27 protein-coding genes and 1 pseudogene are annotated in these 23,145 nt (G+C 73.8%); 11 read left to right on the top strand and 17 right to left on the bottom strand.

Features of this window, described 5'->3' with window-relative positions; translation table 11 throughout:
* Positions 1-12 precede the first annotated feature (12 nt).
* Positions 13-537, bottom strand: a complete 525-nt coding sequence (locus tag RM779_RS05460; protein WP_077060704.1) for an RsiG family protein — start codon at positions 535-537, stop codon at positions 13-15.
* Positions 538-691: 154 nt separating this feature from the next.
* On the opposite strand from RM779_RS05460, the gene dtd reads away from it, so the two are divergent.
* Positions 692-1,117 carry a D-aminoacyl-tRNA deacylase gene (gene dtd / locus RM779_RS05455; protein WP_077063467.1) on the top strand — a complete coding sequence of 142 codons (426 nt, stop codon included), beginning with the start codon at positions 692-694 and terminating at the stop codon, positions 1,115-1,117.
* 37 nt (positions 1,118-1,154) lie between these two features.
* On the opposite strand, the gene ygfZ is transcribed toward dtd, so the two are convergent.
* The 4 genes and pseudogenes from ygfZ to RM779_RS05435 all read right to left on the bottom strand — a co-directional run bounded on the left by ygfZ (position 1,155) and on the right by RM779_RS05435 (position 3,839).
* Positions 1,155-2,129 carry a CAF17-like 4Fe-4S cluster assembly/insertion protein YgfZ gene (gene ygfZ, locus RM779_RS05450; RefSeq protein WP_311616304.1) on the bottom strand — a complete coding sequence of 325 codons (975 nt, stop codon included), beginning with the start codon at positions 2,127-2,129 and terminating at the stop codon, positions 1,155-1,157.
* Between the two features lie 9 nt (positions 2,130-2,138).
* A complete protein-coding gene (locus RM779_RS05445) occupies positions 2,139-2,588 on the bottom strand; it encodes a Fur family transcriptional regulator (RefSeq protein WP_311616303.1) in 450 nt (149 codons plus the stop codon).
* 99 nt (positions 2,589-2,687) lie between these two features.
* Positions 2,688-3,236, bottom strand: a pseudogene (locus RM779_RS05440) (ABC transporter permease); the annotation flags it as partial.
* A 48-nt stretch (positions 3,237-3,284) separates the two neighbouring features.
* Positions 3,285-3,839, bottom strand: a complete 555-nt coding sequence (locus RM779_RS05435; RefSeq protein WP_311616302.1) for a hypothetical protein — start codon at positions 3,837-3,839, stop codon at positions 3,285-3,287.
* A gap of 120 nt (positions 3,840-3,959) precedes the next feature.
* Between RM779_RS05435 and RM779_RS05430 the strand changes: the two genes are divergently transcribed.
* Positions 3,960-4,715, top strand: coding sequence for an SDR family oxidoreductase (locus RM779_RS05430; protein ID WP_311616300.1), 756 nt, complete (start codon positions 3,960-3,962; stop codon positions 4,713-4,715).
* Here the strand turns inward: RM779_RS05430 and RM779_RS05425 are convergent.
* The 4 genes from RM779_RS05425 to RM779_RS05410 form a co-directional block, all read right to left on the bottom strand.
* Positions 4,661-6,133 (bottom strand): sensor histidine kinase, encoded by a 1,473-nt coding sequence (locus RM779_RS05425; protein ID WP_311616298.1) that lies wholly within the window; start codon positions 6,131-6,133, stop codon positions 4,661-4,663. The genes RM779_RS05430 and RM779_RS05425 overlap by 55 nt on opposite strands.
* On the bottom strand, positions 6,130-6,828 hold the full coding sequence (locus RM779_RS05420; RefSeq protein ID WP_311616296.1) for a response regulator transcription factor: 699 nt from the start codon (positions 6,826-6,828) through the stop codon (positions 6,130-6,132). Before RM779_RS05420 ends, RM779_RS05425 begins: the two co-directional genes overlap by 4 nt.
* 64 nt (positions 6,829-6,892) lie before the next feature.
* On the bottom strand, positions 6,893-7,585 hold the full coding sequence (locus RM779_RS05415; protein WP_311616294.1) for a hypothetical protein: 693 nt from the start codon (positions 7,583-7,585) through the stop codon (positions 6,893-6,895).
* Positions 7,586-7,858: 273 nt separating this feature from the next.
* The gene (locus tag RM779_RS05410; RefSeq protein ID WP_311616292.1) at positions 7,859-8,419 is read right to left on the bottom strand and encodes an FABP family protein; all 561 of its coding nucleotides are present in this window, start codon (positions 8,417-8,419) and stop codon (positions 7,859-7,861) included.
* 411 nt (positions 8,420-8,830) lie between these two features.
* Between RM779_RS05410 and RM779_RS05405 the strand changes: the two genes are divergently transcribed.
* A complete protein-coding gene (locus RM779_RS05405) occupies positions 8,831-9,193 on the top strand; it encodes a DsrE family protein (protein WP_311616291.1) in 363 nt (120 codons plus the stop codon).
* Positions 9,194-9,345: 152 nt separating this feature from the next.
* Here the strand turns inward: RM779_RS05405 and RM779_RS05400 are convergent, their stop codons facing one another.
* The 6 genes from RM779_RS05400 to RM779_RS05375 all read right to left on the bottom strand — a co-directional run bounded on the left by RM779_RS05400 (position 9,346) and on the right by RM779_RS05375 (position 12,713).
* A complete protein-coding gene (locus RM779_RS05400) occupies positions 9,346-9,633 on the bottom strand; it encodes a DUF1416 domain-containing protein (RefSeq protein ID WP_077060715.1) in 288 nt (95 codons plus the stop codon).
* Positions 9,634-9,668: 35 nt separating this feature from the next.
* The gene (locus RM779_RS05395; protein ID WP_077060716.1) at positions 9,669-10,508 is read right to left on the bottom strand and encodes a sulfurtransferase; all 840 of its coding nucleotides are present in this window, start codon (positions 10,506-10,508) and stop codon (positions 9,669-9,671) included.
* A 103-nt stretch (positions 10,509-10,611) separates the two neighbouring features.
* The gene (locus RM779_RS05390; protein WP_311616287.1) at positions 10,612-10,713 is read right to left on the bottom strand and encodes a putative leader peptide; all 102 of its coding nucleotides are present in this window, start codon (positions 10,711-10,713) and stop codon (positions 10,612-10,614) included.
* A gap of 117 nt (positions 10,714-10,830) precedes the next feature.
* Positions 10,831-11,550 (bottom strand): LmeA family phospholipid-binding protein, encoded by a 720-nt coding sequence (locus tag RM779_RS05385; RefSeq protein ID WP_311616285.1) that lies wholly within the window; start codon positions 11,548-11,550, stop codon positions 10,831-10,833.
* Between the two features lie 111 nt (positions 11,551-11,661).
* Positions 11,662-12,450, bottom strand: coding sequence for a hypothetical protein (locus RM779_RS05380; RefSeq protein ID WP_394813225.1), 789 nt, complete (start codon positions 12,448-12,450; stop codon positions 11,662-11,664).
* On the bottom strand, positions 12,447-12,713 hold the full coding sequence (locus RM779_RS05375) for a MoaD/ThiS family protein (RefSeq protein ID WP_077060719.1): 267 nt from the start codon (positions 12,711-12,713) through the stop codon (positions 12,447-12,449). The genes RM779_RS05380 and RM779_RS05375 overlap by 4 nt, the downstream gene beginning before the upstream one ends.
* Positions 12,714-12,971: 258 nt before the next feature.
* Between RM779_RS05375 and RM779_RS05370 the strand changes: the two genes are divergently transcribed.
* The 5 genes from RM779_RS05370 to RM779_RS05350 all read left to right on the top strand — a co-directional run bounded on the left by RM779_RS05370 (position 12,972) and on the right by RM779_RS05350 (position 18,015).
* Entirely contained in the window at positions 12,972-13,727 is a 756-nt protein-coding gene (locus tag RM779_RS05370; RefSeq protein WP_077060720.1) for a winged helix-turn-helix transcriptional regulator, read from the top strand.
* A 70-nt stretch (positions 13,728-13,797) separates the two neighbouring features.
* Positions 13,798-14,853: a LacI family DNA-binding transcriptional regulator gene (locus RM779_RS05365; protein ID WP_311616282.1), complete on the top strand. Its 1,056-nt coding sequence runs from the start codon at positions 13,798-13,800 to the stop codon at positions 14,851-14,853.
* Between the two features lie 95 nt (positions 14,854-14,948).
* On the top strand, positions 14,949-15,845 hold the full coding sequence (locus tag RM779_RS05360; protein WP_311616280.1) for a S1C family serine protease: 897 nt from the start codon (positions 14,949-14,951) through the stop codon (positions 15,843-15,845).
* Between the two features lie 15 nt (positions 15,846-15,860).
* Positions 15,861-16,601 carry a response regulator transcription factor gene (locus RM779_RS05355; RefSeq protein ID WP_311616278.1) on the top strand — a complete coding sequence of 247 codons (741 nt, stop codon included), beginning with the start codon at positions 15,861-15,863 and terminating at the stop codon, positions 16,599-16,601.
* Positions 16,594-18,015, top strand: coding sequence for a sensor histidine kinase (locus RM779_RS05350; protein ID WP_311616276.1), 1,422 nt, complete (start codon positions 16,594-16,596; stop codon positions 18,013-18,015). Before RM779_RS05355 ends, RM779_RS05350 begins: the two co-directional genes overlap by 8 nt.
* 7 nt (positions 18,016-18,022) lie before the next feature.
* Here the strand turns inward: RM779_RS05350 and soxR are convergent, their stop codons facing one another.
* Positions 18,023-18,529 carry a redox-sensitive transcriptional activator SoxR gene (soxR, locus tag RM779_RS05345; protein WP_311616274.1) on the bottom strand — a complete coding sequence of 169 codons (507 nt, stop codon included), beginning with the start codon at positions 18,527-18,529 and terminating at the stop codon, positions 18,023-18,025.
* Positions 18,530-18,612: 83 nt separating this feature from the next.
* Between soxR and RM779_RS05340 the strand changes: the two genes are divergently transcribed.
* Positions 18,613-19,458 carry a metallophosphoesterase family protein gene (locus tag RM779_RS05340; protein ID WP_311616272.1) on the top strand — a complete coding sequence of 282 codons (846 nt, stop codon included), beginning with the start codon at positions 18,613-18,615 and terminating at the stop codon, positions 19,456-19,458.
* Between the two features lie 5 nt (positions 19,459-19,463).
* Positions 19,464-20,183, top strand: coding sequence for a 4'-phosphopantetheinyl transferase family protein (locus RM779_RS05335; protein WP_311616536.1), 720 nt, complete (start codon positions 19,464-19,466; stop codon positions 20,181-20,183).
* An 87-nt stretch (positions 20,184-20,270) separates the two neighbouring features.
* On the opposite strand, the gene RM779_RS05330 is transcribed toward RM779_RS05335, so the two are convergent.
* Positions 20,271-22,067, bottom strand: a complete 1,797-nt coding sequence (locus RM779_RS05330) for a bifunctional metallophosphatase/5'-nucleotidase (protein ID WP_311616270.1) — start codon at positions 22,065-22,067, stop codon at positions 20,271-20,273.
* Between the two features lie 142 nt (positions 22,068-22,209).
* Between RM779_RS05330 and mshD the strand changes: the two genes are divergently transcribed.
* Positions 22,210-23,121 (top strand): mycothiol synthase, encoded by a 912-nt coding sequence (mshD, locus tag RM779_RS05325; RefSeq protein ID WP_311616268.1) that lies wholly within the window; start codon positions 22,210-22,212, stop codon positions 23,119-23,121.
* Positions 23,122-23,145 lie beyond the last annotated feature (24 nt).

Raw genomic sequence — 23,145 nt, 5'->3', positions numbered from 1 at the left:
CCCAGGCCACCTCTAGGCCAGCAGGTCGTCCACCTGCGCCTCCCCCTCACGGTACCGGCGCGCGATCTCGGCGCCGCACCCGTCGGCCGTCCGGTGCAGGTCCTGGCGCCGCCGCGAGACCTGGGCCTCCCAGCGGGCCAGGCGGCCCAGCGCGTCGCGCAGCACCTCGTCGTCGAGCGAGGTCAGGTCGGACAGGGCGACCTCGCCCAGCATCTCCTCGGCGAGCAGCCGGTACTCCTCGCTCGCCGGCGTGCCCAGCGTCACATGCCGGGCGGAGGAACGCTGCCGCGACGGCCCGTCGGCCAGGATGCGCGGCAGCTGGTCGAGCAGCGCCGGCTCCTGCGCCACGCGCCGGCGCCGCTCCGCCTCCAGGATGTCGATCCGCCCTTGCAACAGCCGCCGCACAAAGCTCAGATCGGCCTCTTCGAGCTGCGCGGTGCGGCGCAGCTCCCGCAGCTCCCGCAGGCTGAGCCGACGCAGCTCGGGCTGCGTGGCGTCCCGCAGGGCACTGCGCGTGCCGGGACCCGGTGTGATCATGCGGTTTTAGTCCCCTCGTCCCTGTTTCGGCGTGGTGGCGCGGTACGTACCCCGTGGCACGCATCGTGTCACTGTGTACCCAGCGGGCGCAGCGATGTGGCACCCATCCGGTTGGCGTTCGGTCAGAGAGGAACGTTCCGGCATGATGGCGGTCATGCGAGCAGTGGTGCAGCGCGTGGACGGCGCGGCCGTCGTGGTCGACGGCGAGACTGTCGGTGAGATCGTGGGCCAGGGCCTGTGTGTGCTGGTGGGCGCCACGCACACGGACACCGAGGAAACGGCGGCCAGGCTGGCGCGCAAGCTGTGGACCCTGCGGGTCCTCGACGGCGAGAAGTCCTGCTCCGACGTCGGCGCCCCGCTGCTCGTCGTCTCCCAGTTCACTCTCTACGGTGACGCCGCCAAGGGGCGGCGCCCCACCTGGAGCGCCGCGGCCCCCGGCGCGCAGGCCGAGCCACTGGTCGCATCGGTGTGCGCGCACCTGCGCGCGCTGGGGGCGCGCGTGGAAACGGGCAGCTTCGGCGCGAAGATGCGGGTGTCGCTGACGAACGACGGCCCGTTCACCGTGCTGCTCGACGTGTGACGGCCGCCACACGCCCGGCGCGACCTCAGGACAGGACCTACGCGTCGACGACCGTCTCCTGGGCGGCCGGGGTGTCCCCGGCGAGCAGCTCCGCGTCGGCCGGCACGTTCCGCTTGATCACGGCGAGTGCGATCGGGCCCAGCTCGTGGTGCCGCGCCGAGGTGGTGACGACACCGAGCGCCCGGCCCTCGGCGCCGTCCGCGGCCAGCCGCACCGGGGCGCCGTGCTCCGGCAGCCGCACCTCGCTGCCGTCCAGGTGCAGGAAGACCAGGCGGCGCGGCGGCCGGCCCAGATTCTGCACGCGGGCGACCGTCTCCTGGCCCCGGTAGCAGCCCTTGTGCAGGTGCACCGCCGTCTCCAGCCAGCCCAGCTCGTGCGGGATGGTGCGGTGGTCGGTCTCGCGGCCGAGCCGCGGCCGGTGCCCCTCCACCCGCAGCGCCTCGAACGCGAGCACGCCCGCGGCGGGCCCGTGCGCGGCGGCGAACGCGGGCAGCTCGCCGCGCGGCAGGAACACGTCCCGCCCGTACGCGGTCTGCCGCACCACCGCACCGGCCGGATCGGCCGCGATCGACCCCGCGGGCAGGTGCACCACCGCGAACTCCCCGGTCCGGTCCGCGACCTCCACCCGGTAGAAGAACTTCATGCTCTCCAGGTACGCGATCAGCGGTCCGGCCGCGCCCGGCTCGGTGTGCAGCCATGTCGTGCCGCCGTCGTCCACGAGGTACAGCGCGTGCTCGATGTGCCCCTTCGCGGACAGGATCAGTGCCTCCGTCGCGTGCCCCGGGGCCAGCTCGGCGACGGCCTGCGTCAGCAGCAGATGCAGCCAGCTCAGCCGGTCGGCGCCGGAGACGGTGACCACGTCCCGGTGCGACAGGTCGACGAATCCCTCGCCCGCGGCCAGCGCGCGCTGCTCCCGGAAGAGATCCCCGTAGTGTGCGGCGACCCCCGCGTCCGGCTCGTCGGCGGCGACCGCACCCGGCAGGGACAGCAGGGGACTGGAGTAGGACGGCATGTCTCCAGCCTACGGCGTGGCGGGCCCGGACCCCGCGGCCCTGCGCGCCGAACAGTCGCCGCAGCGGCCGAAGATCGCGAAGTGCCGCAGGTCGGTCTCGAAGCCGAAGCTCTGCCGCAGCCGCTCCGCGAACGGCTCGGCCACCTCCAGATCCGTCTCCAGCACCTGCTCGCAGTCCCGGCACATCAGGTGCAGGTGGTCGTGCCGCTCGGCCAGGTGGTACGTCGGCGCCCCGTGCCCCAGGTGGGCGTGCGAGACCAGGCCCAGCTCCTCAAGCAGCTCAAGCGTGCGGTACACGGTCGAGATGTTGACCCCGCCCGCGGTGCGGCGCACCTCGGTGAGGATGTCCTCCGGCGTGGAGTGCTCCAGCTTCTCGACAGCCTCCAGGACCAGCTGCCGCTGCGGGGTCAGCCGGTAGCCGCGGTTGCGCAGGTCGGTCTGCCAGTCGGTGCTCACCACGTTGCCCAGTGTAGAAGGAGAAAAAGCACACGGACCCCGCCCGAGGGGACGGGACGGGGTCCGTGCGAGGAGGCGTGTCCCATCCTGCGGGACCCGGCGTCAAACCGCCGTAAGTGCCTCGGTCGGCGAGAGCCGCGCCGCGCGCAGCGCCGGATAGAAGCCCGCCACCGCTCCGATCGCCAGCGTGGCCGCGAGACCGCCGCCGGTCGCCCAGGCGGGAACGAGCGCGGGCCAGCCGCGCAGCGCCGCGTAGCCGCCGGTGACGGCGATCCCCGCCACCACGCCGCCGGCGCCGCCCAGCGCGGACAGCAGCAGCGACTCGACGAGGAACTGGCCGCGGATCTGCCCGCGCGTCGCGCCGAGGGAACGCCGCAGCCCGATCTCGGAACGCCGTTCCAGTACCGAGATCACCATGGTGTTCGCCACCCCGACCCCGCCGGCGAGCAGCGCGACCGCACCCAGGCCGAGCAGCAGCCCGCCGAGCGCGTCGTCGGCCGCCTCCCGCGCGGCGAGCGCGTCCGAGGGGCGGGACACCTCCACCTCGTTCGGCGCGGCCGGGTTGGCCGTCGCCGCGAGCACCGCCTGCACATCCGGAACGGTGCCCTCCGCGGCGCGGGCGTACACGGTGGTCGCGTGCCCGTCGAAGCCCGCGGCCACCGCGCCCAGCGTGATCAGGGCGGTGCGGAGCTTCATCGCTCAGCCCCTCCCCATGCCGTCCAGGTACTCCTGGCAGGCTTCGAGCGCCGCGTCGTAGCCGGGGGCGGCCGGGTCGACGGCGCCGGGCTCCAGGCCCGCGGCCGGGTCGGGATCGGGCACGTCGATGCCGTTCTCCCGCATGCACGCGGCGAACTCCCGCATGGCGTCGAGCTGTTCGCCACTGGGCTCGGGCTGCTCCGCGTACTGTTCCGGCGCCAGGTCGCGGCAGGCTTCGAACGCGGCCATCAGCGCGTCGCGGCCCTCGCCCTCCCCGGCGGCGTCCGTCAGGTCCAGTTCCCCGGATTCGGGGTCGGGGTCGGGCACCTCAAGGCCGTTCTCGCGCAGGCACTCGGCGAACTTCCGGCCCTGCTCGACCGGGGCCGCGCCGCCCGCGTCGCCCGCGGCGGCGTCCGGCGACGCGCCGCCGTCCGCGGCGGGGACCTGGCCGCCGTCACCGCCTTCGCCGCCGCCGCAGGCGGTGAGCAGGGCGGCGGCGAAGGCCGCGGCGGTCAGGGCGCGCCGGGTGCGGGTCAGGGGTTTCCTGTTCTGTTTCATGGCGAGGATGCTGTACGCCGCGGGTGGGCGGCCCCTGCGCGCCGGCTGGGAGAACGCTGGGAACGCGGGGCGGGGCCGGAACGCCCGCGGACGAGGCACAGGCGAGGGAAGGAAAAGGCGATGGATCTGGGACTGGCCGACCGCGTGTACGTGGTGACCGGCGGCAGCAAGGGCCTGGGGTACGCGACGGCCGCCGCGCTGGTGGCGGACGGCGCCCGGGTGGTGGTGTCCTCCCGCGACCCGGCGCACGTCACGGCCGCCGTCGAACGCCTCGGCGGCGCGGGCCGCGCCGTCGGCCTGGCCGCCGACCTGGCCGACCCGGCGGCCCCCGGGCGGCTGGTGGAGGCGGCGGTGAACGGGTTCGGGCGGCTCGACGGCGCGCTGATCTCGGTGGGCGGTCCGCCGCCCGGCACCGCGGGCGCGGCCACGGACGAGCAGTGGCGGGCGGCGTTCGAGTCGGTGTTCCTCGGCGCGGTGCGGGCCGCCCGCACGGTCGTCGGCCACCTCGGCGAGGGCGGCGCGGTCGGCCTGGTCCTGTCGACCTCGGCGCGGTCGCCGATCCCTGGCCTCGGCATCTCCAACGGCCTGCGCCCCGGCCTCGCCATGGCGGCCAAGGACCTGGCGGACGAGCACGGGCCGCGCGGTGTGCGGGTGTTCGGGCTGTTGCCGGGCCGGATCTCGACCGACAGGATGCGGGAGCTCGACGCGGCGGCCGACGAGGACGCGCGCGCCCGTACCCGTTCGTCGATCCCGCTGAACCGTTACGGCGAGCCCGAGGAGTTCGGCCGCGTCGCCGCGTTCCTGCTGTCCCCGGCCGCGGGCTACGTCACCGGGGCGGTGGTCCCCGTCGACGGCGGCGCGCTGCGGACGGTGTGAGGCGCGCCCGCTCCGTCCCGGCCGGTCAGGGGCAGGGTCAGGCGGAACGTCGTGCCCTGGCCGACGGCGGTCTCGACGTCGACCCGCCCGCCGTGGGCCTGCGCGAGCGCCGCGGCGATGGGCAGTCCGAGGCCCGCGCCGCCGTCCGCGCCGGCGCGCACCCGGTACAGGCGGTCGAAGATCCGCGGCACGTGCTCCGGCGGAATGCCGGGCCCGGTGTCGGCGACCTCCACCACCGCCGCGTCCCCGGCCCGGCCGACCCGCAGGGTGACCGCGGCGCCGGGCGGGGTGTGCCGGAGCGCGTTCGTCAGCAGATTGCCGACGATCTGCCGCAGGCGCAGCGCGTCGCCCGCCACCGTGACCGGCTCCGGCCGGTCCCCGCCCAAGCCGTGGCCGGTCAGTGAGATCGCCCGTTCCGGAGCCTGGACGCGCGCCACGCCGACCAGGTCCGCGGCCAGGGCGAGCAGGTCGACGGGGGCCCGCCCGAGCCGCGGCTGCTCGTCCAGCCTGGCCAGCAGCAGATCCGCCACCAGCACGCCCATCCGCGTCGCCTCCGCCTCGATCCTGGCCAGCGCCTGGCCCGTGTCCCCGCCCCTGCGGGCCAGTTCGGCGAAGCCGCGGATCGACGTCAGAGGGGTGCGCAGTTCGTGCGAGGCGTCGGAGAGGAAGCGGCGCAGCCGCTGCTCCGACGCCCGGCGGGCGGTGATCTCGGACTCGACGCGGTCGAGCATCGCGTTCATGGCCAGGCCGAGCCGCCCCGGCTCGGTCCCCGGGTGCGCCCCGCGGACCCGCCGGGCCAGGTCGCCGCCGGTGATGCGGCCGGCCGTCGCCTCGATCCTGGTCAGCGGGCGCAGTCCGAGCCTGATCACCCAGGCCGCGGCGGCGAGCAGCAGCAGCACGACGCAGAGGACGGCCGCGTCGATGATCAGCAGCCGGTTGACGGTCGCGTCGACCTGCGCCAGCGAGAACGCGGTGACCACCAGCGCGCCGTCCTCCGCGGTCCCGGCGTCGACCCGCCAGGAGGCGCCGCCCCCGCGGCCCGGCACGGTGAAAGGCCCGCCCGCCCGCGCCCGCAGCTCCCCGGCGGGCGGCAGCCGCGGGCCCCCGGGCGCCTCCGCGGCCGGTACGGCGGCCAGCGGGGCGCCGTCCGCGCCGAACACGTAGATCCGGCTGTCGTCGCCGAACCGGTCGCCCAGCAGTTCGCGGCTCTCCCGGTCGGCGTTCACCAGGGACGCGAGCCGGTCGGCGGTCACGCCGCCGGCCGCCTCCCCGGCCGCCTCCCCGGCCGCGGCGAACCGCTCGTCCACCCGGTCCGTCAGGTAGGTCCGCAGCAGCACGATGCCCGCCGCGTTCGCGGCCAGCAGTGCCAGCGCGCTGAGCGCCGCGGTGATCAGCACGAGGCGGGTGCGCAGCGTCACGGTGTGCCGCGCAGCACGTAGCCGACGCCGCGCACGGTGTGGATCAGCGGCGGGCGGTCGGCGTCGATCTTCTTCCGCAGGTAGTACACGTAGCTCTCCACGATCCTGGCGTCGCCGCCGAAGCCGTAGGACCACACCCGGTCCAGGATCTGCTCCTTGCTGAGCACCCGGCCCGCGTTCCTGAGCAGGTAGCCGAGCAGCCGGAACTCGGTCGGCGACAGATCGACGCGCCGGCCGCCGCGGTGCACGCGGTGGGCGTCCTCGTCCAGTTCGAGGTCGGCGTAGCGCAGCACGGTGGCCGGCGCCTGCGCGGGGGCGGGCGCGCCCCGGCGCAGGATGGCGCGGACGCGCAGGACCACCTCCTCAAGGCTGAACGGCTTGGTGACGTAGTCGTCCGCGCCCGCGCTGAGCCCGGCCACGCGGTCGGTGACGTCGTCCCGCGCGGTGAGGAACAGGACCGGCACCTGACAGGCGCCGCGGCGCAGCGTGCGGGCGACGTCGAAACCGTCGAGGTCGGGCAGCATCACGTCCAGCACGATCAGGTCCGGCTCCCGCGCGCGCACGGCGTTCAGCGCCGCCACGCCGCTGTCCGCGCAGCGCACGGTGAAACCGGTGAGGCGGAACGTCTGGGCCAGCAGGTCACGGATGTTGGGCTCGTCGACGACGAGCAGGGTGGCGGCCGGTGAGGTGGTCACCGGACGATGTCCACGCCGCCAAGCTCAAGATTCCCTGAGTGGCCGCGGCCGGCCCGCCGCGGCCTCAGAAGCGGGGCGTGCGGCCGCCCTCGCGCGCGGCCTTCCGGTGCCCGAGCACGGTGGGGAAACGGTCCAGCGCCTGGACCTCCTTCGCGGCCACCGGGTCGATGTGGCCGAGCACGCGGTAGATCGCCGTGTGGTCGCCGACCAGGTCGCGCCGGTGTATCGACTCGTGGTGCATGATCCGGTTGCGCAGCCTGCGCAGCGAGTCGAGCACGGCGTGCAGATCGTCCCTGCGCCCCGAGTAGTGCGGGAACGCCTTGTGCAGCGTCGGCACCCACAGCCGCCGGTCGTAGGCGCCGCCCCGGCCGCCCTTGCTCAGCAGCGCCACCCAGAACCCCAGGTTGAGCCCGGCGACCACGCTGTCGTGCGGAACCGGCCGCCTGCCGGGGCCGTACCCCAGCTCGTTCCCGCACTTGCGGCGCGCGGCGGTCACCAGCCGCATCGAGGCGTCGTTCAGCGGGGCCGCCATCCACCAGTCGGACCGGCCGAACGCGGTGCTCAACTCCCGGTGCAGCGCGTTCCGCAGGGATATCTCCAGGCAGTGCAGCGGGCCGTAGAGCGCGGCGGACGCCTCCACGTTCCACCAGTAGAGCCGGACGGCCGCCCCCGCCTCGCCGCCCGTGGCCCGCAGGTAGGGCCCGAGCCGGGAGGAGGAGAAGGCGCGGGACATCCAGGCGGGCACCTGGTCGGTCATCGCTGGCTCCCAGGACAGGGGTTGGCGGCCGTGGTACGGTCGGACACGTAAGCCTCTGGTCCGCCTCTGCACGCATGCCACCCGAGGCAAGGCGTAGTGCCCCTGGCCGCCGTGACCGTGGCCAGGGGCACAGTGCTTGGGCCCCCCGCGCCCCCGAATGCGGGCCGCCGCGTGCCGCCGGGCCGTGCGCCCACGATAGCAAGTGCGCGGCGCTGCGCGCCGGTTCGTTTACCGGACGCACCACATCCCGCGGCCGCGCCGGGGCCTTGGGGCCTAGCGGAAGAACGCGATGCCGTCGTCCGGCAGGTCCTTGATATCCGCCACGAACTCCCGCGGGTCGACCGCCCGCTTCAGGTGCGCCGACATGTAGGGGCGCAGCGGCACCTCGGGGGTGGCCTTCTCACCGACCCACATCAGATCGCTGTTCACGTAGCCGTAGAGCCGCTTGCCGCCGGTGTACGCGGGCGAAGCGCCGGTGCGGGCCACCGCGTCGGTGGCCAGGTCGATCTGCGGCTTGCCCTCGGCCAGCTCGCCGTACCAGACCTCGGCGACGCCCTGGTCGCGGATCATGACGGCCTCGATCTGGCGCTCCTTGATCCGCCAGTAGCCGTGCTCGGCCTCCAGCGGGTCGAGCCGCTTGCCCTCGGCGTCGAGCCGCCAGGAGCGTGAGTGGTACTCGAGGAAGTCGCGGCCGTCGTGCGAAAAGGTCGCCTCCTGGCCGAAGTTGCACGCCTCGTTGCCGGGGAAGTCGGCGACCCCGGCGCCCTGCCAGGTGCCGAGGAGGAAGGCGAGCGGTACCAGCGAGGGGTGCAGGTCGGACGGAATCTCGATCATCGGTATCAGCGCTGTCCCTGGTAGAGCTTCATCACAACGAGGGCCGTGAAGGCCCCGCCGGCGACCACGACCAGCGCCACCAGGGTGATGAAGAAAGCCTCTAGCACAGATGCTCCTCGTGGTGCCGCTGGGAATGTGAAATCCGTCCGCGGCCGAGTCTAGTCCTTGGCTGCCGGGGAATCTCAGTGAGGTGGGCCGCCCGGGCCCGTCGCTTGGGCGCCTTGACCGTTTTGTGATCACTGCGACTGAACGCGTTCGGACGTTCTTGCGTCTAAGCGCGTGGAAAGGGTGTGATCATGAGTTGTCCGAACTGTGGTGGAGCTATGCATCAGGGTCCGCGAGGCGACTGGGTCTGCGGCACCTGCGGCACGACCCGGTAGGGCCGAAGGCCCTCCGGGCTACGGTGGCGCCATGGCTCAGAAGCTGGTGATCAAGGTGACGGCAGGGGCGGACGCCCCTGAGCGGTGCTCGCAGGCGTTCACGGTGGCGGCGCTGGCCGCCGCCAGCGGCGTGGAGGTCTCGCTGTGGCTGACCGGGGAGGCGGCGTGGTTCGCCGTTCCCGGCCGGGCGGCGGAGTTCCGGCTGCCGCACGCGGCGCCGCTGCCGGACCTGATCGACGGTATCCAGGCCGGGGGGCGGATCACTCTGTGCACGCAGTGCGCCGCCCGGAGGGGGATCGAGGAGGAGGACGTGATCGACGGCGTCCGCATCGCCGGGGCACAGGTATTCCTGAGTGAGATCATGCCCGACGGCGTCCGGGCGCTCGTCTACTGAGAGCCGCCTACAACACGAAGAAACACGGCACAGACCCGACGTACGCCCACGAGTCGAAGCACACCAACGGGGCAATCAGGCCGCGCCCCCCACCAGGGGAGCGCGGCCTTCCGCATGTGTCCTGGGCCGGGGCCCGCGCGCGGCAGCGCGCGTCAGACGGCGATACTGACCTCGGTCAGCCCGCCCTCGGCGGCCACGACCTTGCGGTCCGCCGAGGCGCCGGGGACCAGCGCCCGCAGGGTCCAGGTCCCGCCGGCCGCGTAGAAGCGGAACTGGCCGCTCGCCGAGGTCGGCACCTCCGCCGTGAACTCACCGGTGCTGTCCAGCAGGCGGACATATCCGTTCACCGGCTCGCCGTCCCTGGTCACCGAGCCCTGGATCGTGGTCCGGCCCGCGGTCGCCGTGGCGGCGTCGGGGCCGCCTGGCTTCGCTCCGCACATCGCGCGTCCTCCCTTTCGTCCGGCCGCTGGCCGCGTTACTTGGCCGGGCCGGTCTCGACCGGCACTCCGACGAGCGAGCCGTACTCGGTCCACGAACCGTCGTAGTTCTTGACGTTCGGCACGCCGAGCAGCTCGTGCAGCACGAACCAGGTGTGCGCCGAGCGCTCGCCGATCCGGCAGTAGGCGATGGTGTCCTTGGCCAGGTCCACGCCCTCGTCCTGGTACAGCTCCGTCAGCTCCTCGTCGGAACGGAAGGTGCCGTCGTCGTTGGCCGACTTCGACCAGGGGATGTTGCGCGCGGACGGGATGTGGCCGCCGACCTGCGACTGCTCCTGCGGCAGGTGGGCGGGGGCCAGCAGCTTGCCGCTGAACTCGTCGGGGGAGCGCACGTCCACCAGGTTCTGCGTGCCGATGGCCGCCACGACCTCGTCGCGGAAGGCGCGGATCGAGACGTCCTGCGGCGACGCGGTGTACTGGGTGGCGGCGCGCTCGGGCACCTCCTCGACCAGCTCGCGGGCGTCCAGCTCCCACTTCTTGCGGCCGCCGTCGAGCAGGCGCACGTCCTGGTGGCCGTACAGCTTGAAGTACCAGTAGGCGTAGGCCGCGAACCAGTTGTTGTTCCCGCCGTACAGCACGACCGTGTCGTCGACCCCGATGCCCTTGGCGGACAGCAGCGCCTCGAAGCCGGCCTGGTCCACGAAGTCGCGGCGGACCGGGTCCTGGAGCTCCCGCTTCCAGTCGATCCGCACCGCGTTCCTGATGTGGTTCTTGTCGTAGGCGGAGGTGTCCTCGTCGACCTCGACGAGGACGACCTCCGGGTCGTCGAGGTGGGCGGTGACCCAGTCGGCGTCCACGAGGACGTCACTGCGGCTCATGCGTGTTCTCCTTCGGCGATCGGGGGTACCGGGGGGCGCTGCGCCGGCGTGGCGGAAGGCGCGCGGAACGACGCCGCAGGCTCGTGGAGGCGAGGCGCGGTCGTCAGCCGTCGCGGCGACAGAGCATGGCCGCGACGCGGCACAGGTCGACCGCCCGTCGCTTCGTCAGCCCCCCGGCGGGGGTGCCCGCAGCCTGTCGCATCATGACCGCGATCGTACGGACGTGGCGGCGCTCATGTCACCGCTGTTCCGGATAATGAGACGTCTGTGTCTGTATTCCGGGATGGCCGGGGATCGCCGGGGATCGCCGACGGGGCCCGGGTCAGCCGATCTCGACGTCGCTGCCGGTGATCCCCAGGGACAGGCCGTCCTGCGTCGGCTCGACCTCGTCCAGCGTGAGTCCGTCCGGGAGGCCGCTGAGCGTGCGCTCCTGGTCCAGCTGCTCGCGGATCGCCGCCTGCACCTCCTCGCCGCCGGTGTCCGGGATGGCCGCGTCGTCGACTTCGAGCCGGATGGTGTCGCCGTCCAGCACGATCTCGCCCGGCACCTCGCCGACGTCCAGGCTCTGCCCCAGCACGGTGGCCTGCAGCGTCAGCAGCAGCCTGCCCTCCTCCGCGTAGCCGAACTCGACGCCGAAGCCGTTGCCGCTGATCGCCAGCAGCTCCCCGTAGGCGCGGGTCAGCTCCTCGTAGTCGATCAGGCCCTCGCCCTCCGCGCGCCCGGCCACCGCACTGGAATAGCCGTCGGTCAGCTCCACGTCGTTCAGCCGCACGTCCAGCTGCGACACGACCAGCTCCTGGTCGTCCACCTGCGCCGTGTACTCGTCGAGCCCGAGGTCGACCCGGTCCAGACTGCCGCCGGCGACCTGCGTCAGGAAGGGGAAGCCCTGCACGGACACGCTCGGCTCCTCCGTCAGACCGAGGGTGTCACGGGCCCGGGAGGCGACCTCTCCCTCGGCGATCCACAGCGCCACGCGGTCGGCAACGATGGCGAGCACGATCAGCACGCCAAAGATGATCAGACTTATTCGCAGTGCGCGCATCGGGCCGAATCCCCCTGTGGTCTCCGAGAAGTCGAGCGAGCCTAACCCGCCGGTCCGGGCGCCCGGGGGAGGGGGCGGCCGTTGCAGCAGGCCCGTTACACGCCCGGCACGTCACATCAGCGCCCGGGCCAGCGGATATACCGCGGGCGCCGCGGCCGTGAGCGGCAGCGCGACGCCGGCCGTGAAGTGCACGAAGCGCGATGGGAAGTCGTAGCTCGCCACCCGGTGCCCGATCAGCGCGCACACCCCGCCCGCGGCGGCCAGCGCCACCGCGTCCGCGCCGAACCCGTCCACCCGGCTCGCCGCGAAGGCCCCCGTCCCCACCGCCGCGAGCAGGCCGAGCAGGAAGGAGAGGAACGCCGGACCCGGCACCGCACGCAGCAGAACCGCCGCCGCGACCGCGGCCGCGGTCACCGCGACCGCCCGGCCCGAGACGTCCACCGCGGCCAGATGGCCGGTGGCGGCCACGGTCAGCAGCGTGGCCGCGGACGTCGCCGTCAGCGAGTCGAGGCGCTCGTCCGCGGAACCGCGGTGCCGCAGCTGGAGCACCAGCACCAGCAGGAACCACACCCCGAGCACCCCGACCACCGCCTCGGGCGCCCGGTCCGCGGGAGCGGCCAGCACCGCGGCATCGGCCGTCAGGCCGCCCGCGAAGGCCAGCGCGATGCCCTGCCTGGCCGGCCACATCCCGTTCAGCCGGAACCAGCCGGCCGCCGTCACCGCCTGGAGCAGCACCACCGCGGGCAGCGCCGCGGCCTGGCCGATCGGGGCGGTCGCGGCGAGCAGGGCGGCGAGCAGCGCGGTCAGCACGGCGGGTCGCGCGCCGGGCGGCACGATCGGTGACCTGGCGCGGTGCCGCGGCCCCGCCGCGAGCCGGGGGGCGTCGGCCGGGGCGGTCATCGCGCACCTCCCGCGAACGGCGGGAGCACCTCGACCGTGCCGCCCTCGGGCAGCGTCACACTCTCGTGGGGCCGCGGGCCGACCTGCGCGCCGTTCACCAGAAAGGAGCAGCGCACCAGCACCCGCGCGAAGTCGGGCCGGTCGGCGTGCCGGTCGCGGGCGTCGGCGAGCGCCGCGGCCAGCGTGCCCGCCTCGTACGCCTCCTCCGCCGTCCCGGCCGCGGCCTTTGCCGCGGCCCAGTAACGGATCGTGCCCCTCGCCATCGCGACTCCGCTCTCGTTCCGATCCTGCCGCCCCATGATGCCCCCGCGCGCCCGCGGCGCACGCCCACCCCGGCAGGAGGATGGGCACGAGCACGGGGTCGAGTGTGATAGATGCCGATGCGCCAGGTGAATTGTTTCGGCTATGCTGCTTCCGTTGGAAGGACCCGGGCACTGATGCCACCTCGGGTCCTTTTGCGCTTTCTGGGCAGAGCCGCTCGCATCGTCCCCTCGCCAGGACTGAGGAAGGAACGCCCCCGTATGAGTTCGCTGCTACTCCTGACCAACGCCCTTCAGCCGTCCTCGCAAGTGCTCCCCGCCCTGGAACTGCTCCTGCACAACGTCCGCGTCGCGCCCGCCGAGGGCCCGGCCCTCGTGGACGCGCCCAGCTCGGACGTCATCCTCGTCGACGGCAGGAAGGACCTGCCGCAGGTCCGTTCGCTGTGCCAGCTCCTGCGCTCCACGGGCCCCGGCTGCCCGCTGGTGCTCATCGTCACCGAGGGCGGTCTTGCCGCGGTCACCGCGGACTGGGGCGTCGACGACGTGGTCCTGGACACGGCGGGCCCCGCGGAGGTCGAGGCCAGGCTGCGGCTGGCCACCGGCCGCCAGCAGCTGTCCACCGACGACAGCCCCATGGAGATCCGCAACGGCGACCTGTCCGTGGACGAGGCCACGTACAGCGCGAAGCTGAAGGGGCGCGTGCTCGACCTCACGTTCAAGGAGTTCGAGCTGCTGAAGTACCTGGCGCAGCACCCCGGCCGGGTGTTCACCAGGGCGCAGCTGCTCCAGGAGGTCTGGGGCTACGACTACTTCGGCGGCACGCGCACGGTCGACGTGCACGTCAGGCGGCTGCGGGCCAAGCTCGGTCCCGAGCACGAGTCGCTGATCGGCACCGTGCGGAATGTTGGCTACCGCTTCGTCGTCCCGGAGAAGGAGAAGTCCGAGGACCAGCACGTGCGGGCGGTCACGCGCGAGGCGGAGCAGGTCGTCAAGGAAGCCGCCGCGCGCCGGAATTGACCGTCCTGGCCGTCCCTGAGGGCGCGGGCCCCGTGTCCCTCGGGGCAGTTCCGCGCGTAGACTACGCGCCGTGGCCAAGGTGACGCGGGACGATGTGGCACGACTTGCGGGAACGTCGACCGCGGTCGTGAGCTATGTCATCAACAATGGCCCGCGGCCGGTGGCGCCGGCCACGCGGGAGCGGGTGCTCGCCGCGATCAAGGAGCTGGGTTACCGCCCCGACCGGGTCGCGCAGGCGATGGCCTCCCAGCGGACGGACCTGATAGGTCTCATCGTCCCGGACGCGCGGCAGCCGTTCTTCGCGGAGATGGCCCACGCCGTCGAACAGGCGGCGGCCGAGCGCGGCAAGATGGTCCTGGTCGGCAATTCCGACTATCTGGACGAGCGCGAGGTCCACTACCTGCGGGCGTTCCTCGGCATGCGCGTGTCGGGGCTCATCCTCATCAGCCAGGGGCCGAGCGAGCACGCGGCCACCGAGATCGACGCCTGGGACGCCCGGGTGGTGCTGCTGCACCGCAGGCCGGACGCGATCGACGACGTGGCGGTCGTGCTCGACGACGTGGGCGGCGCGCGGCGCCTCACCCGTCACCTGCTGGACCACGGCCACGCCTACGTGGCGTGCCTGGGCGGCGTGGACTCCACGCCCGAGTCGGGCGACCCGGTCACCGACCACGTCACCGGCTGGCGCGAGGCGATGCACGAGGCGGGGCTCCCCACCGAGGGGCGGCTGTTCAAGGCTCCGTACAACCGGTACGACGCCTACCGGGTGGCGCTCGACCTGCTGGCCGGCCCCGACCGGCCGCCGGCGCTGGTGTGCGCGACGGACGACCAGGCGATCGGCGTCCTGCGGGCGGCGCGCGAGCTGCGCATCGACGTGCCGGGCGAGCTGGCGGTGGCCGGGTTCGACGACGTGAAGGAGGCGGCGCTGACCGATCCGCCGCTGACCACGGTCGGCTCGGACCGGGAGGCGATGGCCAGGGCCGCGGTCGACCTGGCGATCGGGGACCAGAGATCCGGCAACGGCAACGGCAACGGCACCGCGGGCGAGAGCGGGCCCGGCGACCGGCTGCGGCAGTTCCCCGTCACCCTGAAGATCCGCGGCTCCTGCGGCTGCCCGGACAACTGACGCCGCCGGCGGGCCGCCTCAGTCGCAGCTCAGTCGCAGGAGATTCTGAGTCTGCGCTCAGAGTCCTCTCATCTTGCGGGCGCACAGTCGCAGACATGGCAGACATGAGCGCACAGCCCGCCCCGTCAGCGCCCCCCGTACCCCCCGTACCGCCCGAGCCCCCCACGCGCCACGCCGCCGCGCGCCGGGCGCGCACGCCGGTGGCCCTGCTGGCCGCCGTCGCCATCGCCGCCGCGGCGGTGGGCGGCGGCACCGCCGCGCTGCTCGACCGCCCCCAGGGAACGGAGCAGACCGCCGGGTCCGCCGCCCAGGGCACCGGCACCAGCGTGTCCGTGGAGACGGACGGCACCGTCGCCTCCGTCGCCGAGGCCGTCGCCCCCAGCGTCGTGGAGATCTCCGCCGGGAGCAGCGGCGGCTCGGGCGTGATCCTCTCCGCGGACGGCACGATCCTCACCAACAACCACGTCGTCGCGGGCTCCGGCACCGCGGAGGTCACGTTCCACGACGGCAGCACCGCCACGGCCACCGTCACCGGCACCGATCCGGACTCCGATCTGGCCGTCATCGAGGTGGAGGGCGTCGACGACCTGAAGCCGGCCGTGCTCGGCGACTCCTCGGAGGTCGCCGTCGGCGACGAGGTGGTGGCCATCGGCTCCCCCGAGGGCCTGACCGGCACCGTCACCAGCGGCATCGTCTCCGCCCTCGACCGCGAGGTCACCGTCAGCGAGGAGAACGGGCCGGGTGGCGGGCCGGGCGGCCCGGGCGGGCAGCAGGTGGGCGCCGGGACCACCACCTACCGCGCCATCCAGACCGACGCGGCCCTCAACCACGGCAACTCGGGCGGCGCCCTCGTCAACATGGCGGGCGAGATCATCGGCATCAACTCCGCCATGTACGGCACCTCGCAGGGCGCGGGCAGTTCGGGGCTCGGCTTCGCCATCCCCGTCGACACGGTCAGGGACGTGCTCGGCAGCATGGGGACCAGCGTCTGATGCCAGACTTGCGCCATGGCTGGCAGCACCCCCGGTTCCCGCATCCTGATCGCCGACGACGAGCCCGCCGTGCGGGAGGCGCTGCGCCGCAGCCTGACGTTCGAGGGCTATCGCACCGAGACCGCGGCGGACGGGATCGAGGCGCTTGCCAAACGGGAGAGCTGGGCGCCCGACGCCATCGTCCTCGACGTGCTGATGCCGCGCATGGACGGCCTCACCGCGGCCAGGCGGCTGCGCGCCCTCGGGGACCGGGTGCCGATCCTCATGCTCACGGCCCGTGACACCGTCGGCGACCGGGTCAGCGGCCTCGACGCCGGCGCCGACGACTACCTCGTCAAGCCGTTCGAGCTGGACGAACTGCTCGCCCGGCTGCGCGCCCTGCTGCGCCGCGGCGCGTACACCGCGGGGCCCGGCGGGGACGAGCCGGGCGGCGAGGCGGCCATGACGTTCGCCGACCTGCGGATGGACCCCGCCACCCGGGAGGTGCACCGCGGGGCGCGGCGCATGGAGCTGACCAGGACCGAGTTCACGCTGCTCGAACTCCTCCTCGCCCACCCGCGCCAGGTCCTCACCCGCGAACAGATCCTCCGCGCCGTGTGGGGCTTCGACCACGAGCCCTCCTCCAACTCCCTGGACGTCTACGTCATGTATCTGCGCCGCAAGACCGAGGCGGGCGGCGAGCCGCGCCTGGTGCACACCGTCCGCGGTGTCGGCTACGTGCTGCGCGAGCCCGGCGCGCGCGAACGGCGTGCGTAGCCGGTACGCGCGGCTGCCGCTGCGCTCCAGACTCGCCCTGCTGACCGCCGTCGCCGTCGCCCTCGCCGTGGCCGTGTGCGCCCTGGCCGCCTGGTTCCTCGTCCGCGGCCAGCTGCGTTCCTCGCTCGACGACGCGCTCCGCGACACCCGCGCCGACCCGGCGGGCGTGGCCCGGGTCCTCGGCCAGCGGGCCTGCGGCGCCGAGCAGACGCAGGAGGGGCGGCTGCTCGACTACAGCATCCAGGTCGTCGACGGCTCAGGCGAGCCGTGCCTCGTCGCGGGGCACGCCACCCTCGACGTCACCGAGGCCGACATCGCCGTGGCCCGCAACCAGGTGCCCGAGGCGCTGCACGACGCCGAGGGCTCCGACGGCACCGACTACCGCGTCATCACCCGGCCGCTGGACGGCCTGCTCGGCGAGTCCGTCGGCGCGGTGTCCGTGGCGAGGCCGCTGACCCAGGTATCCGAGCCGCTCCAGGCGCTCGCCTTCGTCCTGGCCGCGGTCGCCGCGGCCGGGGCCGTCGGCGCCGCCGGGGTCGGGGTGGCCCTGGCCAGGGCCGGTCTTCGCCCGGTCGACCGGCTCACGCACGCCGCCGAGCACATCGCCCGCACCGAGGACCTGAGCGTCCGCATCCCCGTGTCGGGCGACGACGAGATCGCCCGCCTGTCCCGCTCGTTCAACTCGATGACCGCCGCCCTCGCCTCCTCGCGCGACCTCCAGCAGCAGCTGATCGCGGACGCGGGGCACGAGCTGCGCACCCCGCTGACCTCGCTGCGCACCAATATCGACCTGCTGGTGCGCAGCGAGGAGACCGGCCGCCCGCTGCCCGAGGAGGACCGGCGCGAGCTGCTCGCCTCCGTGACCGCGCAGCTGGCCGAGCTGGCCGCGCTCATCGGCGACCTCCAGGAGCTGTCGCGGCCGGAGGCCGCCGCGGGCGGCACCCAGCCGGCCGTCGTCGCCCTGCACGAGATCGCGGCCCGGGCCGTGGCGCGCGCCCGGCTGCGCGCCGGCGGGCTGCCCATCGGCAGCGAACTCGACCCCTGGTACGTGCGCGCCGAGCCGGCCGCGCTGGAGCGGGCGGTGGTCAATCTGCTCGACAACGCGGTCAAGTTCCACGCGCTCGGCGGGGCCGGCCGGGAGACCGGGGTGGCGGTGGTGCTGCGCGACGGGGTGCTCGTCATCCGCGATCACGGGCCCGGCATCCCGCCCGAGGAACTGCCGCACGTCTTCGAACGCTTCTGGCGCGCGCCGGACGCCCGCGGGCTGCCCGGCTCCGGCCTCGGCCTGTCGATCGTGGCCAGGACCGTGCGCGAATGCGGCGGCACCGTCGTGCTGCGCCCGGCGGCGGGCGGCGGGACCGAGGCCCTGCTCTCCCTGCCGGGCGCGCCCGTGCCGCCGCCCGCCGCGGCCTGACCGGCGGTCAGCAGGGGCGGCAGTTGCCGCCCCCGGCCGCCGCCAGGCCGTCGTCCGCGGCGCCGGGCTCGTCCAGCAGGCGGCGCGGGCCGCAGCCCTGCTCCCCGCAGATGTCGTAGGGGTTGGCCAGCATGCAGCTCTCCAGCGACAGGCACCCGCAGCCGATGCATTCGGTCAGGCTGTCCCGCAGCCGCGACAGCTGCCGGATGCGGGTGTCCAGGTCGGTCCGCCAGTACGCGGAGACCTCCGCCCAGTCCCCCTTGTTGGGCGTGCGGCCCTCCGGGAGCCGGGCGAGCGCGGTGCGGATCGCGTTCAGCGGCATGCCCACGTTCTGCGACACCCGGATGAACGCCACCCGCCGGAGCATGTCGCGCGTGTAGCGCCGCTGGTTGCCCGAGGTGCGGCGGCTGCTGATGAGCCCCTGCTCCTCGTAGAACCTGAGGGCCGAGGTGGCGACGCCGCTGCGATCGGCAAGCTGGCCGATGGTGAGTTCCTTCACAATCTGTGGTGCCATCTCTCCATCCTAACGAAACCTGAAGGTTTCTTGAGGGGCGTGAGGTAGCGTGGGAAATCGTGCGCAGTGGAGGGGAGTTGTACATGGGCAAGCTGGTGGCCATCAGCGATCTGCATGTGCGGTACGAGGAGAACCGGCACATCGTGGAACGTCTGCGTCCCGACCAGGACGACGACTGGCTGCTCGTGGCCGGGGACGTCGGCGAGTTGTCGACGGACATCGAATGGGCCCTGACGCTGCTCAGCAGCAGGTTCGCCAAGGTGGTGTGGGTCCCGGGCAACCACGAGTTGTGGACACCGCCGGACGACCCGCTGAAGCTGAAGGGTGAACGGCGCTACCGCCACCTGGTGGAGATGTGCCGCGGCCTCGGCGTCGTCACACCGGAGGACCCGTACCCGGTCTTCCACGGAACGGGCGGGCCCGTCGTGATCGTGCCGCTGTTCCTGCTGTACGACTACACCTTCCGCCCGCGTGGGACGTTCTCCAAGCGTCAGGCGCTGGACGTGGCGGAGGAGGCCGGCGTCGTCTGCACCGACGAGTTCCTGCTGAAGCCGGAGCCGTACGCGGGCGCCGAGGCGTGGTGCCGCGCCCGGCTGGCGCTCACCGAGGCCAGGCTCACGGCGGAGCTGCCCGAGGGCCTGCCCACCGTGCTGGTCAACCACTTCCCGATCGTCCGCGAGCCCACCAGGGTTCTGCGGTACCCGGAGTTCGCGCTGTGGTGCGGCACCGAGGCCACGGCCGACTGGCCGCGCCGCTTCAACGCCGCCTCCGTCGTCTACGGCCACCTGCACATCCCGCGGCTGATCTGGCACGACGGCGTACCGCACCAGGAGGTGTCGCTCGGCTACCCCAGGGAGTGGCAGCAGCGCCAGCAGTCGCCCGGCCGCCTGGTGCAGATCATGCCCTCCGAGGCGGTGGCCGAACGATGAGCGGGCTGTTCCGGGACCTGCTGCCCGAGCGGGTGGCCGTCGTCGAGACGGCGGGCGACGTGGCCGAGCCCGGCCTGTTCCCCGAAGAGGCCGAGCGCGTCGCCGCGGCCGTGGACGAGCGGCGCCGCGAGTTCGGCACGGTCCGCTACTGCGCCCGCGCGGCCCTGGCGGGCCTCGGCGGCCCGCGGGTGCCGCTGCTGCCGGGCGAGCGGGGCGCGCCGCAGTGGCCCGAGGGCTTCATCGGCGCGATGACGCACTGCCTCGGCTACCGCGCGGCGGCGGTGGCGCGGGCCACGGAGATGACGGGCATCGGCATCGACGCCGAGCCGAACGAGCCGCTGCGCGACCCCGGCGTCCTCAAGCTGATCGCGCTGCCGGAGGAGCGCGCGGCGCTGCCCGGCCTTGTGGCGCGGCGACCGGACGTCTCCTGGGAGCGGCTGATCTTCAGCGCCAAGGAGAGCGTGTACAAGGTCTGGTTCCCGCTGACGCACAAGTGGCTCGACTTCGAGGAGGCGGTGATCGAGCCGGACCCGGACGCCGGCACGTTCACGGCCCGCCTGCTCGTTCCCGGCCCGGTGGTCGCGGGCACCCGGCTGACCGGCTTCGCCGGCCGCTGGGCCGTACGCGACGGCCTGGTCGGCACGGCCATCGGCCTGACCCGCGACCCCGCGGCGGCGCCGCCCCCGGAAGCCCAGGACGGCGTCCCCCAGCCCGCACAGCCCTGAAGCCGTGAAGCCGTGAAGCCGTGAGTGTCGCCACGCGTGGCGGCCGCCCGCGCCTGCCGCCCCCACGGGGGCGGCAGGCGCGGTGCGTCATCCGACGACGGTGATGCGGTCGGCGGCCGGGGGCGCGAGCGGGGCCTCGGCCGTCGAGTTGGCCGTCAGGTAGTCGGCGAGGACCGCCATATCGTCGTTGCCGACCACCGGGTCGCCGCCCTCGGCCAGCGTGGCGAAGCCGTCGCCGCCGCCCGCCAGGAAGGAGTTGACCGCCACCCGGTACGTGGCCGCCGGGTCGAGCGGCTCGCCGCCGACCGTCACGGAGTCGGCCACGATCCGGTCCGCGCCCGACCGCGTCAGGTCCAGCGTGTACGCCAGGCCCTCCGACGGCTGGAGGATCTTCGGCGACGCCTCGTTCGCGCCGCTGACCTGCTCCCTGAGCACGGCGAGCAGTTGTTCGCCGGACAGGTCGAGCAGGTTCACCGTGTTGGAGAACGGCTGGACGGTGAAGCCCTCGCCGTAGGTGACGACCCCGTCGCCCTCCTCGCCCGACGCGGCGTACGTCAGATCGGCCCGCACCCCGCCGGGGTTCATCAAGGCCAGGTCGGTCTCCTGGTCGATCTCTCGCGCGTGGGCCAGCTGTGCGTCCGCGATCAGGTCGCCCAGCGGGAACTCGGGGCTGCCCGCGCCGCGTCCCGCGATGTCCTCGGTGATCCACCCGATGGGCGCGTTGGCGACGGGGGCGGCCAGTTCGTTCCAGTACCCGATCAGCTCGGTCAGGTCGGGCGCCCGCTCCTGCTCCCGGTCCACGACGCGGTTGGTGCCCTCCACGGAGGTCCGCACGATGTCGCGCCGCAGGCGGTCGTACTCCATGTTCAGCTCGGTGAACAGCCTGCCGTTCGACGCGGCCGAGGTGACCAGCCGGTCCCGGCCCGACGGGTCGGGGACCGTGCACACGTACGGCTGGTGGGTGTGGCCGGTGACCAGCGCGTCCACGCCGGCGTCCGTCTCCGCCGCGATCCGCGTGATCGGCCCCGACAGGCCGCCGCCGTCCGCGTCGCAGTCGGCGTTGTACGCCTCGGACGCCGGGTAGCCGCCCTCGTGGACCAGCGCGATGACCGCGTTCACGCCCTGCTCGCGCAGCTCGGCGGTGTAGCGGTTGATCGTCTCGACCTCGTCGAGGAATTCCAGGCCCTCGATGCCCTCCTGGGTGACGATGTCCGCGGTGCCCTCCAGGGTGACGCCGATGAAGCCGACCCTGATGCCGTTCAGCCGCTGCACCGAGTAGGGCGCGAGAACGGGCTCGCCGGTGTCCTCGTGCACCACGTTGGCCGCGAGGTAAGGGAACCCGGCGCCGGTGAACTCGCGCCCTTCCGCGTAGCAACCGTCCTCCGGGTGGCAGCCGCCCTCCTGGAGCCGGACCAACTCCTCCCAGCCCTCGTCGAACTCGTGGTTGCCCACCCCGGCGACGTCCATCTCCAGCGCGTTCAGCGCCTCGACGGTCGGCTCGTCGTGGAAGAGTCCTGACAGCAGCGGCGTCGCCCCGACCAGGTCGCCGGCCGCGACCGTCACCGAGCGCTCCTGCCCCTGCCTGGCCTCGCGCAGCCCGGTGGCCAGGTACTCGACGCCACCCGCCGTGATCGTCTCGGTGGTGCCGTCCTCGTGCTCGTGTATGACCTCGCCGTTCGACCCCGTGGGCGGTTCGAGGGCGCCGTGCAGGTCGTTGAGGGCCAGTACCTGGAGGTCGACCGTCCTGCCGCCGATCGGCTCCCAGCCGCCGTTCCCCTCGTCCCCGCCGCGCGCCGCCTGGGCGGCGGGCCCGGCGGCGAACACCCCCGCGGCGGCGGCCACGACGGCCGCCGCCGCGGTCAGCCTGTACTTCCATGCGTGCATGAGCGGTTCTCCCCTTCAGTCCGCCCGCACCTTAATGGCTACGCGCGTAGCCGTCAGGAGGCTCCGCGTAACGGGCAGATGAAACGCGGGCTGCACCGCCGGCGCCCCGGCGCGATCCAGGACAGGCCCTAGAGTCGCAGCCATGAACGACGTCTTGGTGCGGGACCTGGTGACGGAGGACGAACGGCAGGCGGTGCTGCGGCTGATCGGGGCGGCGGCCCGGGAGGACGGGCAGAGCGCCGTGTCCGAGCAGGGGCGGCTGCTGCTGCGCGGCGGCGCACGCGCGGGCGTGCGGCATCTGCTGATGCGCCGGGAGGGGGCGCTCGTCGGCTACGCCCAACTGGACGGCGCGGACCCGGTGGAGGCGCCCTCGGGCGAACTGGTCATTCACCCCGACTTCCGCGGCCGCAGGTACGGCCGCATCCTCGGCGAGGCGCTGCTCGCCGAGTCCGGGCGCCGGCTGCGCCTGTGGGCGCACGGCGGCCACCCCGCCGCGCGCCACCTGGCGCAGATGCTCGGCCTGACCCTCTTCCGCGAACTGCGCCAGCTGCGCCGCCCGCTGGGCGGGCTGCAACTGCCGGACCCTGTGCTGCCCGAGGGCGTGCGGGTGCGGACGTACCAGCCGGGCAAGGACGACGCGGCGTGGCTCGCCGTCAACGCCGCCGCGTTCGCCCACCACCCGGAACAGGGCTCGCTGACCCAGGAGGACCTGGACGCGCGGCAGGCGGAGCCGTGGTTCGACCCGGCCGGCTTCTTCCTCGCGGTGCGGGAGGCCGACGGGCGGCTGCTCGGCTTCCACTGGACGAAGGCGCACGCCGCCGAGGGCCTGGGCGAGGTGTACGTCCTCGGGGTCGCCCCCGAGGCGCAGGGCTCGGGGCTCGGCCGGGCCCTGACCACGATCGGGCTGCGCCACCTGGCCGACCCCGGCCGCGGGCCCGATCTGGACACGGCCATGCTGTACGTCGACGCGGACAACGCCCCCGCGGTCCGCGTCTACGAGAGCCTCGGCTTCCGCACCTTCGAGACGGACCTCATGTACCGCACGGAGTCCTGAGGCGGAGTCCCGGCGCCGGGTCCC

This window comes from Streptomyces johnsoniae, from assembly GCF_031845565.1.
Lineage (GTDB): Bacteria > Actinomycetota > Actinomycetes > Streptomycetales > Streptomycetaceae > Streptomyces > Streptomyces johnsoniae.
Note: the sequence above shows the minus strand (reverse complement) of the source record. Positions and strands in the feature narration are given on the sequence as shown.